Source organism: Pseudomonas sp. NPDC089392, from assembly GCF_044749595.1.
In the GTDB taxonomy this organism is placed as follows: domain Bacteria; phylum Pseudomonadota; class Gammaproteobacteria; order Pseudomonadales; family Pseudomonadaceae; genus Aquipseudomonas.
Genome location: NZ_JBIVIF010000061.1, coordinates 1 through 17100, shown reverse-complemented (window position 1 = coordinate 17100; position 17100 = coordinate 1). Strand labels below are relative to the sequence as shown.

Annotated in this window: 13 protein-coding genes and 1 tRNA gene; 4 read left to right on the top strand and 10 right to left on the bottom strand. The window is 56.8% G+C overall.

The annotated features are described in order from the left end of the window. Positions 1–9: 9 nt before the first annotated feature. The 3 genes from ACIP1G_RS29725 to ACIP1G_RS29715 all read right to left on the bottom strand — a co-directional run bounded on the left by ACIP1G_RS29725 (position 10) and on the right by ACIP1G_RS29715 (position 3921). On the bottom strand, positions 10–1674 hold the full coding sequence (locus ACIP1G_RS29725) for an FMN-binding glutamate synthase family protein (RefSeq protein WP_400743729.1): 1665 nt from the start codon (positions 1672–1674) through the stop codon (positions 10–12). A 155-nt stretch (positions 1675–1829) separates the two neighbouring features. After that, positions 1830–3197 carry an ATP-binding protein gene (locus ACIP1G_RS29720; RefSeq protein ID WP_400743726.1) on the bottom strand — a complete coding sequence of 456 codons (1368 nt, stop codon included), beginning with the start codon at positions 3195–3197 and terminating at the stop codon, positions 1830–1832. Between the two features lies 1 nt (position 3198). Further along, entirely contained in the window at positions 3199–3921 is a 723-nt protein-coding gene (locus ACIP1G_RS29715) for a response regulator (RefSeq protein WP_400743723.1), read from the bottom strand. A gap of 141 nt (positions 3922–4062) precedes the next feature. On the opposite strand from ACIP1G_RS29715, the gene ACIP1G_RS29710 reads away from it, so the two are divergent. Next, positions 4063–6360: a TonB-dependent siderophore receptor gene (locus ACIP1G_RS29710; protein ID WP_400743720.1), complete on the top strand. Its 2298-nt coding sequence runs from the start codon at positions 4063–4065 to the stop codon at positions 6358–6360. A 202-nt stretch (positions 6361–6562) separates the two neighbouring features. Here ACIP1G_RS29710 and ACIP1G_RS29705 read toward each other — a convergent pair whose 3' ends face one another. Next, positions 6563–6769, bottom strand: a complete 207-nt coding sequence (locus ACIP1G_RS29705) for a DUF3079 domain-containing protein (protein WP_400743718.1) — start codon at positions 6767–6769, stop codon at positions 6563–6565. A 177-nt stretch (positions 6770–6946) separates the two neighbouring features. On the opposite strand from ACIP1G_RS29705, the gene ACIP1G_RS29700 reads away from it, so the two are divergent. From ACIP1G_RS29700 to ACIP1G_RS29690, 3 genes are all read left to right on the top strand, one after another. Then, a complete protein-coding gene (locus ACIP1G_RS29700) occupies positions 6947–7300 on the top strand; it encodes a type II toxin-antitoxin system HigB family toxin (protein ID WP_400743717.1) in 354 nt (117 codons plus the stop codon). Between the two features lie 46 nt (positions 7301–7346). Further along, on the top strand, positions 7347–7820 hold the full coding sequence (locus tag ACIP1G_RS29695) for a type II toxin-antitoxin system HigA family antitoxin (RefSeq protein ID WP_400743714.1): 474 nt from the start codon (positions 7347–7349) through the stop codon (positions 7818–7820). A 499-nt stretch (positions 7821–8319) separates the two neighbouring features. Then, positions 8320–11331, top strand: coding sequence for a DEAD/DEAH box helicase (locus tag ACIP1G_RS29690; protein WP_400743712.1), 3012 nt, complete (start codon positions 8320–8322; stop codon positions 11329–11331). Positions 11332–11540: 209 nt separating this feature from the next. Here ACIP1G_RS29690 and ACIP1G_RS29685 read toward each other — a convergent pair whose 3' ends face one another. From ACIP1G_RS29685 to ACIP1G_RS29660, 6 genes are all read right to left on the bottom strand, one after another. Then, positions 11541–12413, bottom strand: a complete 873-nt coding sequence (locus ACIP1G_RS29685; RefSeq protein ID WP_400743709.1) for a hypothetical protein — start codon at positions 12411–12413, stop codon at positions 11541–11543. 310 nt (positions 12414–12723) lie between these two features. Continuing rightward, positions 12724–12999 (bottom strand): hypothetical protein, encoded by a 276-nt coding sequence (locus tag ACIP1G_RS29680; protein WP_125488208.1) that lies wholly within the window; start codon positions 12997–12999, stop codon positions 12724–12726. After that, on the bottom strand, positions 12996–13976 hold the full coding sequence (locus ACIP1G_RS29675) for an integrase domain-containing protein (protein ID WP_400743706.1): 981 nt from the start codon (positions 13974–13976) through the stop codon (positions 12996–12998). Before ACIP1G_RS29675 ends, ACIP1G_RS29680 begins: the two co-directional genes overlap by 4 nt. Before the next feature lie 928 nt (positions 13977–14904). Continuing rightward, positions 14905–16224 carry a tyrosine-type recombinase/integrase gene (locus ACIP1G_RS29670; protein ID WP_400743704.1) on the bottom strand — a complete coding sequence of 440 codons (1320 nt, stop codon included), beginning with the start codon at positions 16222–16224 and terminating at the stop codon, positions 14905–14907. A gap of 163 nt (positions 16225–16387) precedes the next feature. Then, a tRNA-Thr gene (locus tag ACIP1G_RS29665) sits at positions 16388–16463 on the bottom strand. Positions 16464–16561: 98 nt separating this feature from the next. Further along, positions 16562–16828, bottom strand: a complete 267-nt coding sequence (locus ACIP1G_RS29660) for a hypothetical protein (RefSeq protein ID WP_400743701.1) — start codon at positions 16826–16828, stop codon at positions 16562–16564. Positions 16829–17100: the final 272 nt, after the last annotated feature.

Below are 17100 nucleotides of genomic sequence, written 5' to 3'. Positions count from 1 at the left end.
CCCCTGCCTTTACGCCGGCTCCACTTCCCTACGCCGCACCTCTGCAACCTCCACCTCTCTCTCCCCAGTCTCCGGCGCAAAACTGTCGCTACGTGCCATCCGCCACATCCGCGCATAAAACTCGCTTTCAATCGAGCCACTGAGCAATTCGCCCGGTTTGAGGAACGTGTGCAAGTCCGAGAACAAGCCAATCTCGCTGGAGCTGATACGCCGTGCCAGGTGCTTGGGCTTAAGCTCCGAAGGGTGCTCCAGGCCTGCGGCGGCCAGCATCTCTGCCAGTGCATGCAGCGTGTTGCGGTGGAAGCTGGCTACCCGCTCGGCCTTGTCCGGCACCACCAGGGCGCGCTGGCGCAATGGGTCTTGTGTGGCCACGCCGGTCGGGCACTTGTTGGTGTGGCAGCTCTGCGACTGGATGCAGCCAATGGCAAACATGAAGCCGCGTGCCGAGTTGACCCAGTCAGCCCCAATGGCCAATACGCTGGCAATGTCGAAGGCGCTGACGATCTTGCCTGCTGCGCCAATGCGAATGCTGGAGCGCAGGTTCAGGCCGACCAGTGTGTTGTGCACGAACATCAGGCCTTCGCGCATCGGCACGCCCATGTTGTCGCTGAACTCGCGTGGTGCTGCGCCAGTGCCGCCTTCCTTGCCATCGACGACGATGAAGTCCGGGGTAATACCGGTGGCCAGCATGGCCTTGGCAATGCCCATGAACTCCCACGGGTGGCCCAGGCAGAACTTGAAGCCCACCGGCTTGCCACCCGACAGCTCGCGCAGGCTGGCAATGAAATGCAGCAACTCGACCGGCGTGCGGAAGGCGCTGTGCGCCGCCGGCGAAATGCAGTCCTCGCCTACGCGCACGCCACGGGTCTGGGCAATCTCGGCGCTGACCTTGTGCCCCGGCAGGATGCCGCCGTGGCCTGGCTTGGCGCCCTGGCTGAGCTTGATCTCGATCATCTTCACTTGTGGCGAGCGCGCTTGCTCGGCGAAACGCTGCGGGTCGAAGCGGCCGTCCTCGGTACGGCAGCCGAAGTAACCACTGCCGATCTCCCAGATCAGGTCCCCCCCGTGTTCGCGGTGGTATGGGCTGATGCTGCCTTCGCCAGTGTCATGGGCAAAACGGCCCATGCGTGCTCCACGGTTGAGCGCAGCGATGGCGTTGGCGCTGAGGGCGCCAAAGCTCATGGCCGAAATGTTGAAGATCGAGGCCGAGTAGGGCAGGCGGCACTGCGGCCCGCCGATGGCAATGCGGAACGATGCCGGGTCTGGCGTGGCCACCGGCAGCATCGAATGGCTGATGAACTCGAAGCCGGGCTTGTAGGCATCGTTGAGCGTACCGAAGGCTTTCTCGGCGCTTTCGTTCTTGGCGCGGGCGTAGACCAACGAGCGCTGCGAGCGGGAGAACGGTAGCTTGTCGTCGTCGCCTTCGATCAGGTACTGGCGGATTTCCGGGCGAATGGTTTCGATCAGGTAGCGGATGTTGCCCAGGATCGGGTAGTTGCGGCGCACCGCGTGGTGGCTCTGGCGCAAGTCATTGAGGCCGACCAGGCTGAGCATCGCGGTGATCAGCGTCAGCGGCCAAAGCCAGGCATGCTGGGGCAGTAGCGGCAGGCTGGCGAAGGCAAATACAAGGCAGAGTACGAGGCAGGCGTAGCGGCTGGGTAGAGAGTGTTTCATGGGTCCATCGCAGGCAGGATGACCGGGCATAGGATAGGCAAAGGCGGGGAGGGGAAAACCTGGGTAATCGGTAAAAGACTGTTACCTGAATGCGTATGCCCAGGTTCATGCAGTCCTTTGTAATGCGGGTGCGCTCCTACAGGGGACCGCAAGGCTTAACAGGGCAGCAACACGCTAACCCGCAAGCCGCCCCCTTCGCGGTTCGACAGCATCAGCTCACCGCCATGGCTGGTGGCAATCCGTTGGGCAATGCTCAACCCCAGCCCATATCCACCGGACGCGTGATTGCGCGAGCCCTCACCACGCACAAACGGGTCGGTAATGGTCGCCAGCAAGCCCGGCGCAATCCCCGGCCCGCGGTCGTCGATATGGATGAACACCCCCGTGGTCGCCCGCTCCAGCGTGACCGAGACATCCTTGGCATAGCGCAGCGCATTGACCAACAGGTTCTGCAGGCAGCGCTGCAGCAACAGGGCATCGACGCGCAAGCTGCCCGCCTGGCCGCGCACCGGTAGTGGCTCTTCGGCAGTGGCCAGGTCCGCGCACTGGCGTGCCACCAGCCGGTCCAGGTCCACCTGCTGCAAATTCTGCTGCTCCCCCGCACGCAGGTAATCGAGTACCTGGCCGATCATGTCGTCCATCTGCGTGATGTTCTGCCGCAGGCGCTGGCGGTGTTCATCGTCGGGCAGGCGCTCCAGGCGCAGGCGCATACGGGTCAGCGGGGTGCGCAGGTCGTGGGACACGGCGGCGAGGAAGTAGGCCTTGTCGTTGACCATGGCAATCAGCCGCTGCTGCATGGCGTTGAAGGCCTGGGCGGCCTGGCGCACTTCCTCCGGGCCATCCAGCGCCAAGGGCGGCTGCTCCAGGTTGCCGCCCAGACCGCGTGCGGCATCGGCCAGGCGCCGCAGCGGGCGTAGGCACAAACGCACGGCAATCAGGCACACCAGCAATACGGCGGCGATACGCAGTGCATACACCCGCAACAGGTAATCACTGATCAGCACCCAGGCCGACTCGCCGCTCCAGCCCTGCAGTTCCTGGCCATCGATGGTCAACCAATGGCCATCCGCCGTCGGCACCGCGAACTGGATATGTGCCTGAGCCGTACGCAGGCCGAACAGGCTGCGCCAGACGATTGGCTGGCCCTGTTCATCCGTCAGTTGCACCTTCATCAGGCGCACGTCCTGGGCATGCCCTAGTTCGTACTTGAGGGCCTGGTGCAGCAACAACTCGACTCGTCTGCGCCCGCGGCGCTCGTCATGCTCCGGGGTGGGCAGGCTTTCGGCGCAGCGCAGCTGGTAGTGGGTTGGCGCCTGCAGCGTGCCGGCGTGGCAGTCAGCCTGGGCAATCAGCGGTGCACTGCGCGCGGCGATCAGCCGGATGGGCGCCTCAAGCACCTGGGCGAAACGCACATCAAACCAGATGCTGCTCGACATCAGCTGGATCACCAGCGTGCCACTGACCATGATCAGCAGCAGCTGACCAAACAAGGTGCGCGGCCACAACCGGCGGAGCCAGCGCATGTCAGGCATCGGCCTGGTTGTCGGCGATGCTCAGCAAATAGCCTTCGTTGCGGATGGTGAGGATTTGCGCGGCACCGGCCGGCGCGCGGCGCAAGTGCTGGCGCAGGCGGCTGACGCACATGTCCACCGAGCGGTCGTCGGGCAGGTGGTCGCGGCCAAACGCACTGCGGGTCAGCTGGTCGCGGGATACCACCCGGTTGTTGGCTTCCAGCAATTCGCGCAGCACGCGGTAGTCGGAGCGTGGCAGGGTCAGGGTTTCGCCATCGGGGCGGGTGAGCAGGCGCTTGACCTGTTCCAGGCGAAAACCGGCGAACATCAGGGCTTCCACCGGCGCAGGTGCCTCGGCGGGTGCGTCCAGGCGTTGTGGGCGACGCAACACGGCCTTGATCCTGGCGATCAGTTCGCGTGGCTCGAAAGGCTTGGCCAGATAGTCGTCGGCACCCACTTCCAGGCCGATGATGCGGTCCAGTGTGCTGCCCTTGGCCGACAGCATGATCACTGCCAGCCCAGGCGTGGCTTGCAGCTGGCGGCACAGGCTCAGGCCGTCTTCGCCAGGCAGCATCAGGTCGAGTACCACCAGCTCCACTTTGTGCCGGGCCAGCTGTTCGCGCATCTGTTCGCCATCGGCAGCAGCCAGCACGGTGTAGCCGGCATCTGTCAGGTAATCACAAAGAAGTTCGCGAATCTCGTCGTCATCGTCGACGACCAGCAGGGTCGTGCTCATGCGGAAAAAACACCTGTTCGGTGAGGGCCGGTGGCGCTCGTTACGTTCAATTACATCCCCGTACATGTCGGGTCTGGAGCCCGAGGGGCCGATCCCTAGAATCCTAACAAAAAATCATCTGCAAATACGAAGTCTTCCCAAATGAATCCCATGAGCACCCCGAAAGTCTTCACCCCCATCAGCCGAGGCGGCAGTCGCCTCAACCCGTTGGCCTTCTTCGTTGCCGTCGCCATCAGTGGCGGTGCCATGGCTGCCGACGGCAAACCGCTGGAACTGGACGCCACGCAGATCGAAGACAGCGCCCTGCTGTCCGCTGACGATACTGGCCAGATCGGCTACACCGTCGAAAGCACCCGCAGCTCCACCGGCCTGGACCTGACCCCGCGGCAGACGCCGCAGTCGGTCACCACCATCACCCGCCAGCAGATGGAAGACCGTGGCATTCACACCATCGAGCAGGCGCTGGAAACCACGCCGGGCGTAACGGCCAACAAGTCCGAGGTGGGCGGGCGTACCGACTATCGTGCCCGTGGTTATTCGATCAGCAACTGGAAGGTCGATGGCCTGCAGACCCAGGGCGGCTCCGATTTCAGCGGCAGCGGCAACGCGCTGAACATGGACCTGTACGAGCGTATCGACATCGTGCGTGGCGCCAACGGCCTGCTGGGCGGCACCGGCGACCCTTCGGCCACGGTCAACCTGATCCGCAAGGCACCGGGCAGAACCTTTGGCGGCAGTGCCTACGCCACCTACGGCAGCTGGGACAAGCGCCGCCTGGGCGCTGACCTGAACCTGCCGCTGTCCGAGGATGGCCGCCTGCGATCGCGCTTCGTGATGACCCAGCAGGACGCCAACTCGTTCCGCGACAACCAGTCCGAGCGCTCCCGCGCCGCGCTGGCCAATTTCGAGTTCGACCTGGACGACGCCACCACCCTCGGTGCCGGCTACCAGTACGAGTACAACAAGGTGGTTGGTGGCGGCTGGGGTGCGAACATCCCGCTGTGGTACCGCGATGGCAGCAAGACCGACCTGCCGCGCAGCACCAACGTAGTGCCCAGCTGGAGTTTTGGCGAATACACCACGCGTACTGCATTTGGCTCGCTGGAGCACCGCTTCGACAACGACTGGGCCCTGGACCTGAAAGCCTCCCAGGCCACCACCGAAGCCCTCAACCACCGCGGCCTGGCCAAGGTCAACTCGGCAGGGCGCGGCACCTATGGCGGCTACTGGGACCAAGACGGCAGCGGCGCGGTGCTGAACGGCCTGCACAGCTCCAGCGACACCACCCAGCAGTCGGCGCAGATCGACCTGTCCGGCCCGTTCCAGCTGTTCGGCCGTACCCACCAGGCGATGGTCGGCTACAACGACAGCCGCACCGTCGGCTGGTCGCCGCAATACACCTGCACCATGGTTGGCGACGGCATGGCCAGCGCACCCGCACTGGGCTGCCAGTTCCGCGCCAACAACGGCTTCCCGGTTACCAACTGGCACAATGGCGTGGATGACGACTACGACATCATCGCCTCGCGTACCGGCCTGCACAGCAAGACCACCACCCGCCTGCAAGGCATGTACGCCGCCACCCGCCTGAGCATTACCGACCCGTTGTCGGTGATTGTCGGCGTGCGCACCAGCAACTACTCGTCAGTTACCCGCAGCGTGGCCGGTGAGCGCAGCAGCCAGGAAGAGAACGGCATCGTCACCCCGTACCTGGGCGCCGTTTATGACCTCAACGACAACTACTCGCTGTACGCCAGTTACACCGACATCTTCACCCCGCAAACTTCGGAAACCGTGAGCGGCAGCAAGGTCGAGCCGATTCGTGGGCAAAGCTACGAGACTGGGGTCAAGGGCGAGTGGTTCGACGGCCGCCTGAACGCCTCGGCGGCGTACTTTCGCACCAAGCAGGAAAACAAGGCGGTGCTGGATGGCGACCTGACCACGCCAACCGGTGCCAGCGCCTACAAGGCAGGTTCCGGCGTGGAAACCGACGGTATCGACCTGGAAGTCGCCGGCGCCCTGACCCCGAACTGGAACGTATACGGCGGTTACACCTACCTGCATTTCCGCCGCATCGACAGCGACGGCCGCAGCGACCCGTCACACCTGTTCAAGGCCTCGACCACCTACCGCCTGAGCGGCCCGCTCGACCGCCTTACCCTGGGTGCTGGCGTGACTGCGCAGACCAACATCCGCGCCATTTCCAGCCCCGCTGGCCAGCCCACCAATGGCGTGAGCAATGGTGCCACTGACGTGAACTGGTCCGGTTATGCCATCTGGAATGCCATGGCCAAGTACCAGCTGACCGACGACACCAGCGTCAGCCTCAACGCCAACAACCTGTTCGACAAGCACTACTACACCCAGTACGGGTTCTATGCCGGGGCGATTTATGGCGACCCGCGCAACCTGTCGCTGACTGTCAGCACCGCGTTCTAACCGGACGCGGTCAAGTGTAGGAGCGGCCTTGCGTCGCGATGGGCCGCGCAAATGCAGAAAATGCCGGGGCTGCTGTGCAGCCCAATCGCGACTGTAGGAGCGGGTTTACCCGCGAAGCAGGCGACACGGTGAATGGCACCGGCTTTGCCGGTGTTCGCGGCTAAAGCCGCTCCTACAAGGGGCCGCGCAAAGCGGCCCCCTTTCACTTGGGCTCAGCCGCTCGGCCTGGCTCAATCGGCTTCTCCAGCCGGTCCTCGAAACTGTCCCAGTCCTCCCCAAACAGCTCCACCGGGTGCATGGTCCGACTCGCCCCATTGCCACAGGCCAGTGACTTGGCAGGGCAGTACAGGTCGCATCCCCAGCAGATGCGCTCGGGGTGGCTGGGGTTGGTGGGGAAACTCTTGGCCATGGTCAGCTTCCCTCAGGACTATGTCCCCAACCTATACCTCGGCTCGCTATTCAGCTTGATCGACATCAATATCTCGGCGGACCATAGCAGGGCATGTATTCCGGATCCAGATATCTGCTTGACAGATATCTGGATCCGGAATAATTTGTAGGCACCTTGGTACGCCGAGACAACACGATGCGAGTGATAACGAAAGCGGCGGTTACCAAAGCCATCGAAGCTCACGCCCAGTGGAAAGCCCCCCTGAGCCTGTGGCTCACGACCTTTGATAGGGCGACGTTGCGCTTCGAGTCTTTTGAGCAGCTAAGGGATACGTGGTCTACCGCCTCTGGCTGGAACGTTGACCGCATTCCTTGTTCAAAACTCAGGCCCGCCAGCCAAAAAGGGCCGCTTGATGTCTATGTATTTGATATCAAGAAAAACGAATGCCGCCTGATCGCATGGCTCAACACACGAACGGGCACCCTCTATATCAAGGCCATTCTGTCGCACGCGGAGAACGACAAGTGGTGCAAGAGCGATGTCAGGTAGCAGCCTGGCACTTGCCCAAAACCTACCGATTCGACAGGTGACAACCATGAAGCGGGATAAAATCGAAGCCAATGGACTAGATGCCTTCATCGCTAATATTTCACCCATGCTGGATGGCCTGAACGCCCAGATGGCAACCATGGCCCAGCTTCTGGCCGCCTGCCATGACCCGATCAAGGATGATGTAGAACTCCAGGCGTGCATGGCATTGCTCGATGAGCTCTACGCTCATGCCGACAGCGAAGGCCACGCAGCGGCACGCTTTGCGGAGATGGTCGCTGATCGTGTCTATGAGTACGAGAGTGAGGCGGTGTTGGTCCCCTTCGCCAGTCAGGCTGAAGCGCTGGCCTTTTTGCTGGCGGACAGAGGCGTGAAGCAGAAGGACCTTGCTGCGATAGCGACCCAGAGCGCCGTCTCAGAAATTTTGAATAACAAGCGGAAGATGACAGTTGCCCAGATAAAGGGATTTGCTGAGTTTTTCAGCGTACCGGTTGAGTTCTTTATGCATGGGGTGGTTTGAAACTGGCAGGGTCAGTGGGGCTGTCGCATGAAAACAAAAAAGGCCCACCTTTCGGTGAGCCTTTTTTGATACTGCGTATGGTGCGGCACCAGGAGTCGAAATTAACTATAACTATATGTTTTGTATATATTTTTTATAAACTTACTCCCCGCTATATCTCTAAAAATATCCTTTTAAAGGCACCCCAACCTGTCACTCATGCCAGGAGATCTATTAAAGAATTGCCTCCTTGAGGCGTGGCAGCCACCCTTTCGAATATTGGTTCCTGTGGATGACCCAAAGGTGCAGTTGGTAGAGGACTCCCTAGCCCAGAGCGGACGAAGGATGGTCTCGCATCCTCCGGTGAAAGGAAGCTCGATCGTCTCCTATATGTATATGGGCTGATCAAGTATCTACCATTGGCGCTGAGGTGTATGGAATAATGGCGTTTTGATGCCGCGCCTCCGCATCGTGGCCTGAAGATCTTAAAAGACCCTATTCAATTACATGGAAGACCGCTGTGACTATCTTGGAATATCTGGATTCTACTGAAGAAAAGCTAAGAAAGTGTCAGTTAGAAGCAGTGCGCAGCTTCGTAAGGTATGCCGAAGAGAATGATACTGAGAGAGGCTTTCTGATCAACCTGCCGACAGGTGCGGGGAAAACAGGAGTTATCTCTCTTATATCACATCTGTCAGATGCCTTGAAGGTTCTTGTGATATGTCACAGAAAGGCCGTGAAAGATCAGTTATTTAAAGAGATTTCGAAAAAATTCTTCCGTAATACAATTGGTGATCAAGAGTTTGAGTTAAAGAAAACCTATAGGGACTCTAATTTTGATCAGGGTGACGGAGTTTATATCACAAGCTTTCAAAAGCTGACGATGCTGAGTGACGAAGAATTAAAGAATGTCCAAAGCGATTTTGATCTAATTATTGTAGATGAAGGGCACTCTGAGCCCTCTCCAGTTTGGCGTGAGATAATACGTCAGTCCGCAGCTATGAAAGTAGTGGTTACGGCAACTCCTTATCGTAATGATTTGTTTGAGCTGAACGTAAGTACCGATCATTTTTATGTTTTTACATTTAAAGAGGCGATCGATGATGGGGTTATTATGGAACCCCTGTATGAGCAAGTTGATAGGGAGGAAGATTTGCTTGCAGGCATTGTAGGCTACCTAGGTGCAAATGAAGATGTGAAATGTATCGTGAAATGCAAGAGTCTGGAAGAGATATTAAAATACCATGAACTCCTGTCTCAATCATTTATCACGGCAAGCGTGCACGAGCGACTAGAAATCGACGAGGCGCAAAATAAATTTAAGCGAGTTGGTCCAGCTCTTAAAGTTGAGGGGGTGCGGGTGATAATTCACCAGCACAAGCTTGATGAAGGAGTTGACATCCCTGAGGCTAAGTTACTGATACTTACCTATGAACTGGGTAGTGGTCGTGAGCTAGTTCAGGCAGTAGGTCGGATTGTACGCCGGTATGGAGCAACCCAACCGCTGGTGATCGACCTGAGCCGCGGGGCAAATGAGGGCATGTGGGATGGATATCAAAAATTTGATAGCTATCTCGCCAATGGTGGTGCAGGCGAATTTGTTAGCTCGTTAAGCACAAGTTACTTGATTGAATCTTTCTTAGAGAGCTTTCCAAGATATAGTTATTTTGATGGGAAGTTCAAAGAAAGAGTTGACCTCAATAGTGTTGATCCAGAAGACGATCTCAAGATCCCTCATGCGTCAGTCTGCTTTGTACAAAAAGAGGTTGATTTCTCTCTGCCGCTACTGATGGATCGATTGTATTGGGAATTGCATGGTTCTGGATCGCTAGTCAAATCTTATGAGGAAGTTCTTGATTTGCAGGTCATGATTTATGTTGAGTTCAAAAGTTCAAAGTTTTTTGCAAATAAGCTTTTCTTTGAGCCTAGGCTGCATGTAGTTGTGGTAAAAGAAATTGATTCTGGTGTCGCTATCTTCGATAGCGGCGGTGGCCGTTATTATAATCAGGAGCAGTATAGGCTTGGTAATGCAATTCATATTGACAAGCTGACTGCTTTGGCTGCTAAAACAGCAATTAATCAGATTAAGGAAACTCACGCTCGTGCTATTGGCCGGGCTTTGCGCCGTCCAGAGTCCGTAGCATTGAAAGGGCAGAATCTTGATGGCGGGCGCGGCAGTCAAAGTAACTCCCGTTACGCATTAACTATGGTGAAGGTCGATAATATTGGCCTGGACGGCAAAAGAGACAGTAGTTTTTACATTGGCGCTAGGTCCGGGCGGGTTGTCGATCAAAAAGAATCCAACTTCACTCTTCAAGACATTTCTGAATGGGTCGATACGATAAGCCAATGTATCAATGCTGGAGGGAATGCTGGGCGACTTATCAAGTCCTATGCTCAGCCGGTCAGCGAAAAACCCACGTCAGAAATTTTGTCAGTGCTGCTAGATTTTACCGATCTTGAGGGCCCTGAAGCTACGAATCACGGAGTGATTTATCCTGAATTTGTTTATGTTGACTATCAGCAGGGGATTACTTTCGACGCTCAAGGTGATCTTATAGAGCTTTCGTTAGGTTACTCGGATGATGATGGGCTTTTTGAAGTTGCTCTAAGTGGAGCGTCAGAAGGAAGAGCTGATATCGAGTGGATAGTGGAGTATTTGAATTCCGGACATAGATTGAAAGTGCTGTACGAGGACGGTGTAACGTATCTGGCAGGAGCTTTTTACAAGCTAGCCTTACCCTACGAACGCGGAATTCCTGCTGAAGAAAGCTTTGCAGGCAATGCCATTTTTCCGCTTGACGCACTTAGAGCTCCAGCTCTCAGGGAGAAGGGGCACACTCTCGACCATAAGTATCATCGGACTACTAGAGCTGATTTTGATACGGATTCGATATTTTATTTGATCGACTTGCTGAAAGGCTATGGGGACCAAACAACCCCAATTGGAGCACTGGGTCCTTTCGCAACATATATCCCTGCTTGTGATATTGTTCTTTGTTGTGATATGGGTGTTGAGCCTGCTGATTTCATTTTGTCTTCGCCGGAAAAATTGTGCTTTGTTCATGTTAAGTGTGGTGATTCATTAAACCCTCAATCTCCAGCCGGTGCTATTGCGGAAGTTGGAAGTCAGGCAATAAAAAACGTTCACATGTTGATTTCAGGGCTTAAAAGGGTGAAGCCTGGGAACTTCTCTACATGGAAGCAAGCTTGGCCCGCTGCTGGTGCTGAGTTTCCGCTAGACACACGTTACAGGTTAGTGGAAGGTTCTATTAATCATCCTGCACCACTTGATGATTCACTCTCTGAGAGAGTTTGGGATGTTATCTGTGAGCGGAGAGTATCGATGAAATGTAAGAAGGAGATTTGGATTGTTGCCGGAAACTCTTTCTCAGCTAGTCATTTCACAAGAAGTATGCAGAGCCCGCTAGCGTGTTCGCCCACAAGTATTCAGGCGTATCAACTAATTGAAGATTGGCTGAGCACTGCAGATGAGCTTGATGTGGATCTCAAGATTTTTACATCCCCGTAAGCTCTCTTCTACTAGTAAGAATTAAAGTGCATAGGCCTCCAAGTTTCGAGGCCTTTTACCTTTGAAGGAAGGTGGAGGCGAGCCTTGCTTGGCTGCGCCCCGTGCTGGAGCGTCTGCCGCATGCGCGATCATGGAAGACTTCAAAGCCTTGTTACAAGGCCGGGCGAGAATTTTTCTGTGCGGAAACCATCACCAATTTTTCAACGGGATCACACGCGAGCATTCTCATAGATTCTGTCGTGACACTCAATGAAGGCTTTGAAGCGATTCTGTACATTCGGTTCCTTTCGACTAGTCCATGATGCAGATGTCCGAATCATATTAATTGGCGGATCCATATCTGGCACGTGAGCAATGAACGACGTGGAGACCAGCACGCCATCACACGCCCCTCGACTTGCTATGTGTGCAAAGTAACGCTCATTTTCCCGTATAAATTTTGTATTAAACTTATCAATGCGCTCCTTGAGTTCAGTCTCTGAAGAAAATCCAAACAAAGGGCCCTTGGGGAGAATATCATCTAGATTGAAGGCAACCACTCCTGGCTTTTCATGAGTTTTAAGTTGATTACACCCCACCTTGAAGGATTCTTGAGCACCGGCTCTGGAATATATTTTCTTACATGCTATAGCGTACTCCCCGTGGCTCTCGCCAAGAGACACTACTAAATCCGGCTCTTCGAAACAAACGGGTACGCCTCCTAGTTTGAAGCGTCTATACAAATCAAGCTCCCATAATGCATCCTTTCCATTAGACTCTTGTCGGGTACCAAGATTCATGTCACTCGTCGTAATACGATGAATCGCCTCCTGCGCTCCAATGTCATCTAGCACGGCCTCGACAGCGTTGAGTATACGTATGGCCTCAGTGGACTTAATAAAAGATTTATGCCACTGTCTTTCATTCAAATTCTCTGATTTTTTAGCTATCCGGCGTATTGAGGAAAACAACGAGCCAAGCGCGCTACCGGAGTGGCACTTTAATCGGCGCGCAGCGAATGCTTCCTCCACCCGCGAGAGCGTTTCAATCAAGTTCTTGTAATCAAAAAAAATTTGAGATGGCTTATCTTCTTTTTTGCTCATACCAAACACCTCTATCAAATTTTGGAATAAGCTATCATTGATAGAGCTGGAATGGAATTAGGAATTACCACTTTTAGTCAAAATGCTGTCTCTCAGAAAAAGCGATAAGAAATTAGAGCTCTGCATCCCATGATTACTGAACAATAGATCAGGGTAGGAATGGCTGCCTACTGCTCCACACAGTTCTGTGCTAGGAGCTTTAATGTTAGGTTCATGGAGCGGTTACACTGTAGCAATACAGGAACTCTAGATATCTCGCTCTGCTTCTTGCTAATTTCTGATGGCGATATCCGATAGCGCCAGGTCGCAATTAAAGATGGAAAAGCCATGACGTCCCTAGACGTCGAGCGAGCAGACGGACCGTCAGCAAGTAGTAGTAACTTGTCGCCTCACTGCGGTGGCTAAGGTGGTGCTTGAGAAACCAGGTCAGATGCTTTTTCTGCCAAGCCCAAGGCGTTTCTAGTTGCCAGCGCTTCGCAATTTCGGCCTGGATGATTTTTGCCTGTCGCACATGGCGTTGCCGGGTTGCGTGCGAGCCGGTCAGAACGCCAGCCAAGAACAAATCCATATCGAATGGCTTGCTCATGCCTGTCCTCCAATATAGGCAGCAGCTACGTCGATCCGACCGTGTCCCAGCTCATAGCTGATTTGTCTCCGGGCCTCGCGATCAAGGTTGCGATCTACCTGGCAACATTCACCGCCGTTGATAGGTGCGCGGTGTTGGGTGTTTTGCTCATAACGCTCACATGCGTAGGCCGCTCGTAGCTCATGGAAGCCTTTGAGGTTGTGTGCATGCAGGATGTCCCGCGCAGGGCGGATGATTTCTTTCAGGACATTCAGGTAGGTTTGCTGGGGTGCGATCAGGTTGCGGCTACCCACAGGCGACACCTGCCGTGCAAACCCGAGTGCATCTCGCACATGGTCGTCCACCGCAATCCAGCGTGGCGCAGATGCGCCAGCGCGGCCGCCTTTGGTGCCATCTTGAATATTAATTTTGCCCAGGTCGTTAGCCTCGCGGCTTAGCCGTGGCAGGTCAGCCAAGATGGCCTCACGCAGGCGCATGCCGGTGGCTCGCGCCAACAGAACAATCGCTGCGGCCCGTTGCTGATGATCGCGACAAAGCGCATCGACGATCTGCTTAACCTGTTCGCGGTCTTGGCCTTGCGGAGCCGATTGGCGAACTCCGGTGCGCTGCATTCCCAACGCCTTGCTCGGACAGGGCAATTTCACACACTGATCACCGCGCAGCGCCGCCATTGTCCTGTTAACGCTGGATAGGCGGTTTTGTGCGGTGCTGATGGCAAGGCTACCGCACCCAACCGCATCGCGCAGGTACGCCGCATAGTCCGCCAATACCTTCCGATCAATCTGCCGCGCATCATTGATACCGGGCCCTTGTTCGGAGCGGCACCATCTGACGAATGCCTGCCACCGATCACAGTGTGCCTTCACCGTGCCGTAGTGGCCGCCGCCGAACATGTCTTTCAGCGCCTGCGGCCCTGCATAGCTCAGTTGCCTGCCGTAGCCGAAATTACGGCCATCGCGTCTACCCACCAATGCCATGTCGAATCACCTCATCGCCTGGTCTCCGATTCTCGCCCCACGTCATCCCGCCAAGAATGTTGAGTGTTATCAGGGATCAAGGCCCCTGCGACCTGTGGGGAATGTCCACTACGCGGGACTGGCGGCTCCTTACGTCCGGGAGCAAGGGCATCTCACGAATCTGGCCTCCTGAGCACCGTTACCGGTGGGCGGGTGGAGGCAGCACTGGCTGACGAGACCAGCGCCGCGAGATCCTGAGCCGGGTGAACACAGCACTGCGATGACCGGGGCATGCCTGACTGTCAGTCAGGTGCAGTCCATTCCCTGGTCTGCGGCACCATCATCTGCATGGCTGTTGCTGGTGACATCGGCGTTTGTCACGCCAATTGTCACGAGGGGAATTGCCGCAAAGCCATGTGCGATAAGGGCTGCAGCAGTGGTAGGAGCGCCCGTCTCTTTCCAGAGAAAGAGACGGGCGCAGGTTGGCGCAAACGGAATGGCCAAGCGGATAGATTGCTGCTGGGCAGGAGGGTAGGGTGGCTGCCGCAGGGGCAACGATATTTAGTTGGCATCCATCACATGGGTAGTGACCGTACGAGCTACCGGACGCGAATCGTACTTGGGGTGAACCACCGCGGTTGCGGCGTGACCTTTCAGGTTTCTGGCCACATTCGGCTGCCTCGGCAGCGCTTGCATCTACCGGTCTACGCTTGTGGACAATGTTCGTCAAGTAGAGCGATTTCAGGTGGTTAGCGCCTGTGGATAAAACTATCCCCGGGTGGACATCAGTGGTTTTCCACAGACGATAACTGTGCCAGTCGCTTTTAATAAGATCAGGTCCATTGAAACGGGGCGGCTTTGCCGCCTCGTTTCAATGGACCCGCGCGGAGGAGCTTGATGCGGGGCTGTGGGTAACTTCACAGCAAGCCTGGGGAGGTGGTGCGGCGGGCTACTCGGTCTTCTTGGCACTGCGAAGGCGCGTGACGTTCTCGCCCTTCTGCTTGGAAAACTCATGTGGCGTCACATGGTCCTCGCGGTTCGCCTCCAGAAACCGGCTCCACCAGGTCATGATCATCCGGCGCTCTTCGAGGAACTCAGCCTTGTGGGTATAGGCGGCGCGCACGTTGTTGCGTTCCTTGTGGCTCATCTGTCGCTCGATAGCCGTCTCCGACCACAGCCCGGACTCGACCAGCGCACTGCACGCCATGGCTCGGAACCCGTGGCCGCAGATATCCACCTTGGTGTCGTAGCCCATCGTCCTGAGCGCTGCATTCACCGTGTTCTCGGACATCGGTTTCCACGGTTTGGCATCCCCCGCGAACACCAGGTCGAACTTGCCGGTGATCGCGTGGATCTGCTCAAGCAAGGCCACTGCTTGCGGCGATAAGGGTACAACGTGAATGTCCCCGGCCATCTTTGTACCCCTTGTGGAAAAGGGCACGCCGTCCAGCGCCGGGCGGGTGTCGGGGATCTCCCAAATACTTCGCTTGAGGTCGAATTCATTCCAGCGGGCGAAACGCAGCTCACTGGAGCGTACGAACACATGCAAAGACAGCACCACCGTGAGGCGCGTCAGCGGGCGACCTTTGTAGCCGTCGATACGCGCCAGTAGCTCAGGCAACCGCGATAAGGGTAGTGCGGGTCGATGTGTAACCCGTGGTGTTTTGATCGACCCATAGAGGTCGTGGGCTGGGTTCGCCGTGATCAGCCGAAGCCGTTTGGCTTCGCGCATGATGCTTTGCAGGTAGTTCTTGATCCTGAGCGCCACGTCGATGGTACCGCGCTTCGTCACGGCTTCCAGTGGTTGCATGAGGTCGTGGGTGTCCAACTCAACGATTGCTCTGGCACCGATTAAAGGGAACACGTGGGTCTTCAATCGGCTGAGCACTGTTTTGGCGTGGCCGGGCGCCCACTTGGGCACCATGCTCGCGTGCCAGTCGAGCGCAATGCTTTCGAAGGTCCGCCCGTTGATCACGGCCTGGGTCTTGGTTTGTTGCTTGTACTGGATGGGGTCTATGCCATTGGCGAGCTGCTGCTTGATCTCGAAGCGCTTGCGGCGTGCGTCGCCCAGCCCGACCACCGGATAGCTGCCGAGGGCGGTCAGGCCTTCGCGGCCATCGGGTTTCACGTACCTGAGTCGCCAGCCTTTGCGGCCGTTGGGTTGCACAAGCAGGTAAAGACCGTCGCCGTCGAAGAGCTTGTACTCGCGCTCTCTGGGCTTCGCCGTGCGACAGGCGGTGTCTGTAAGCGGGGCAGTGGTGCGGGCCATAAGGGTAGTCTCCGATATCGAAACGGACCTCTATCCTTAAAACTACCCTTATTAGCGCTGGCTACCCTCGGAATCCGACGGAACGCCAAAACGAAAAAACCCGCCAGAAGGCGGGTTTTTCGGGGGTTCCAGAGATTTTGAAAGCTTTCTATGGAACCTTGAATGGTGCCGGCACCAGGAATCGAACCCGGGACCTACTGATTACAAGTCAGTTGCTCTACCATCTGAGCTATACCGGCAATGGGACGTCATTATAGCGATCGTTTGGCGTCTGTAAACCACTTCGTTGCGAATGTTCGCAAAAGACCTAAGTCACCGGCCCAAAAGGAGAATTTTCTTACCAGCCGCGGTGGATCGTGGTAACGCTCGGCTCGCTTTTGCCCGGGTTGAAGAACAGCTTGTCATTGTCGCAGCCGCGCTTGCGGCAGGGGCTTTCGGTGCGCATGGGCAGGCCGTTGTCGCCGCCCAGCTGCATGCCGGGGTGGTTCCAGCCCAGGTTGCTGCTGGGGTGGGGCGCTGGGTGGCTGGTGCAGGCGGTCAGGGCCAGGGCGAAGGTCAGCAGGGCGAGGGGCACGGTGTGGGTCCAGTGTCGAATCTGGCGCAACGCCAGAAGGTCGCAGGGCTGGTGGGCAGCGCGCGACTCGCTTTTTAATGATTTTGGGGGCGGATGATACACCGTTGCGGGGGCTGGGCATTAGCCTTGTGTTGGCTGGTCGGGCCTCTTCGCGGGTGAACCCGCTCCTACATGGATCTTTACAGGCCCTGAAACTTGTGTGGGGCCTGTGGGAGCAACTGTCTTGCTCAATTTCCAAGATCTGGCGCGATCCCGGTGGGAGCGGGCTTGGCCCGCGAACACCGGCAACGCCGGTGCCATCC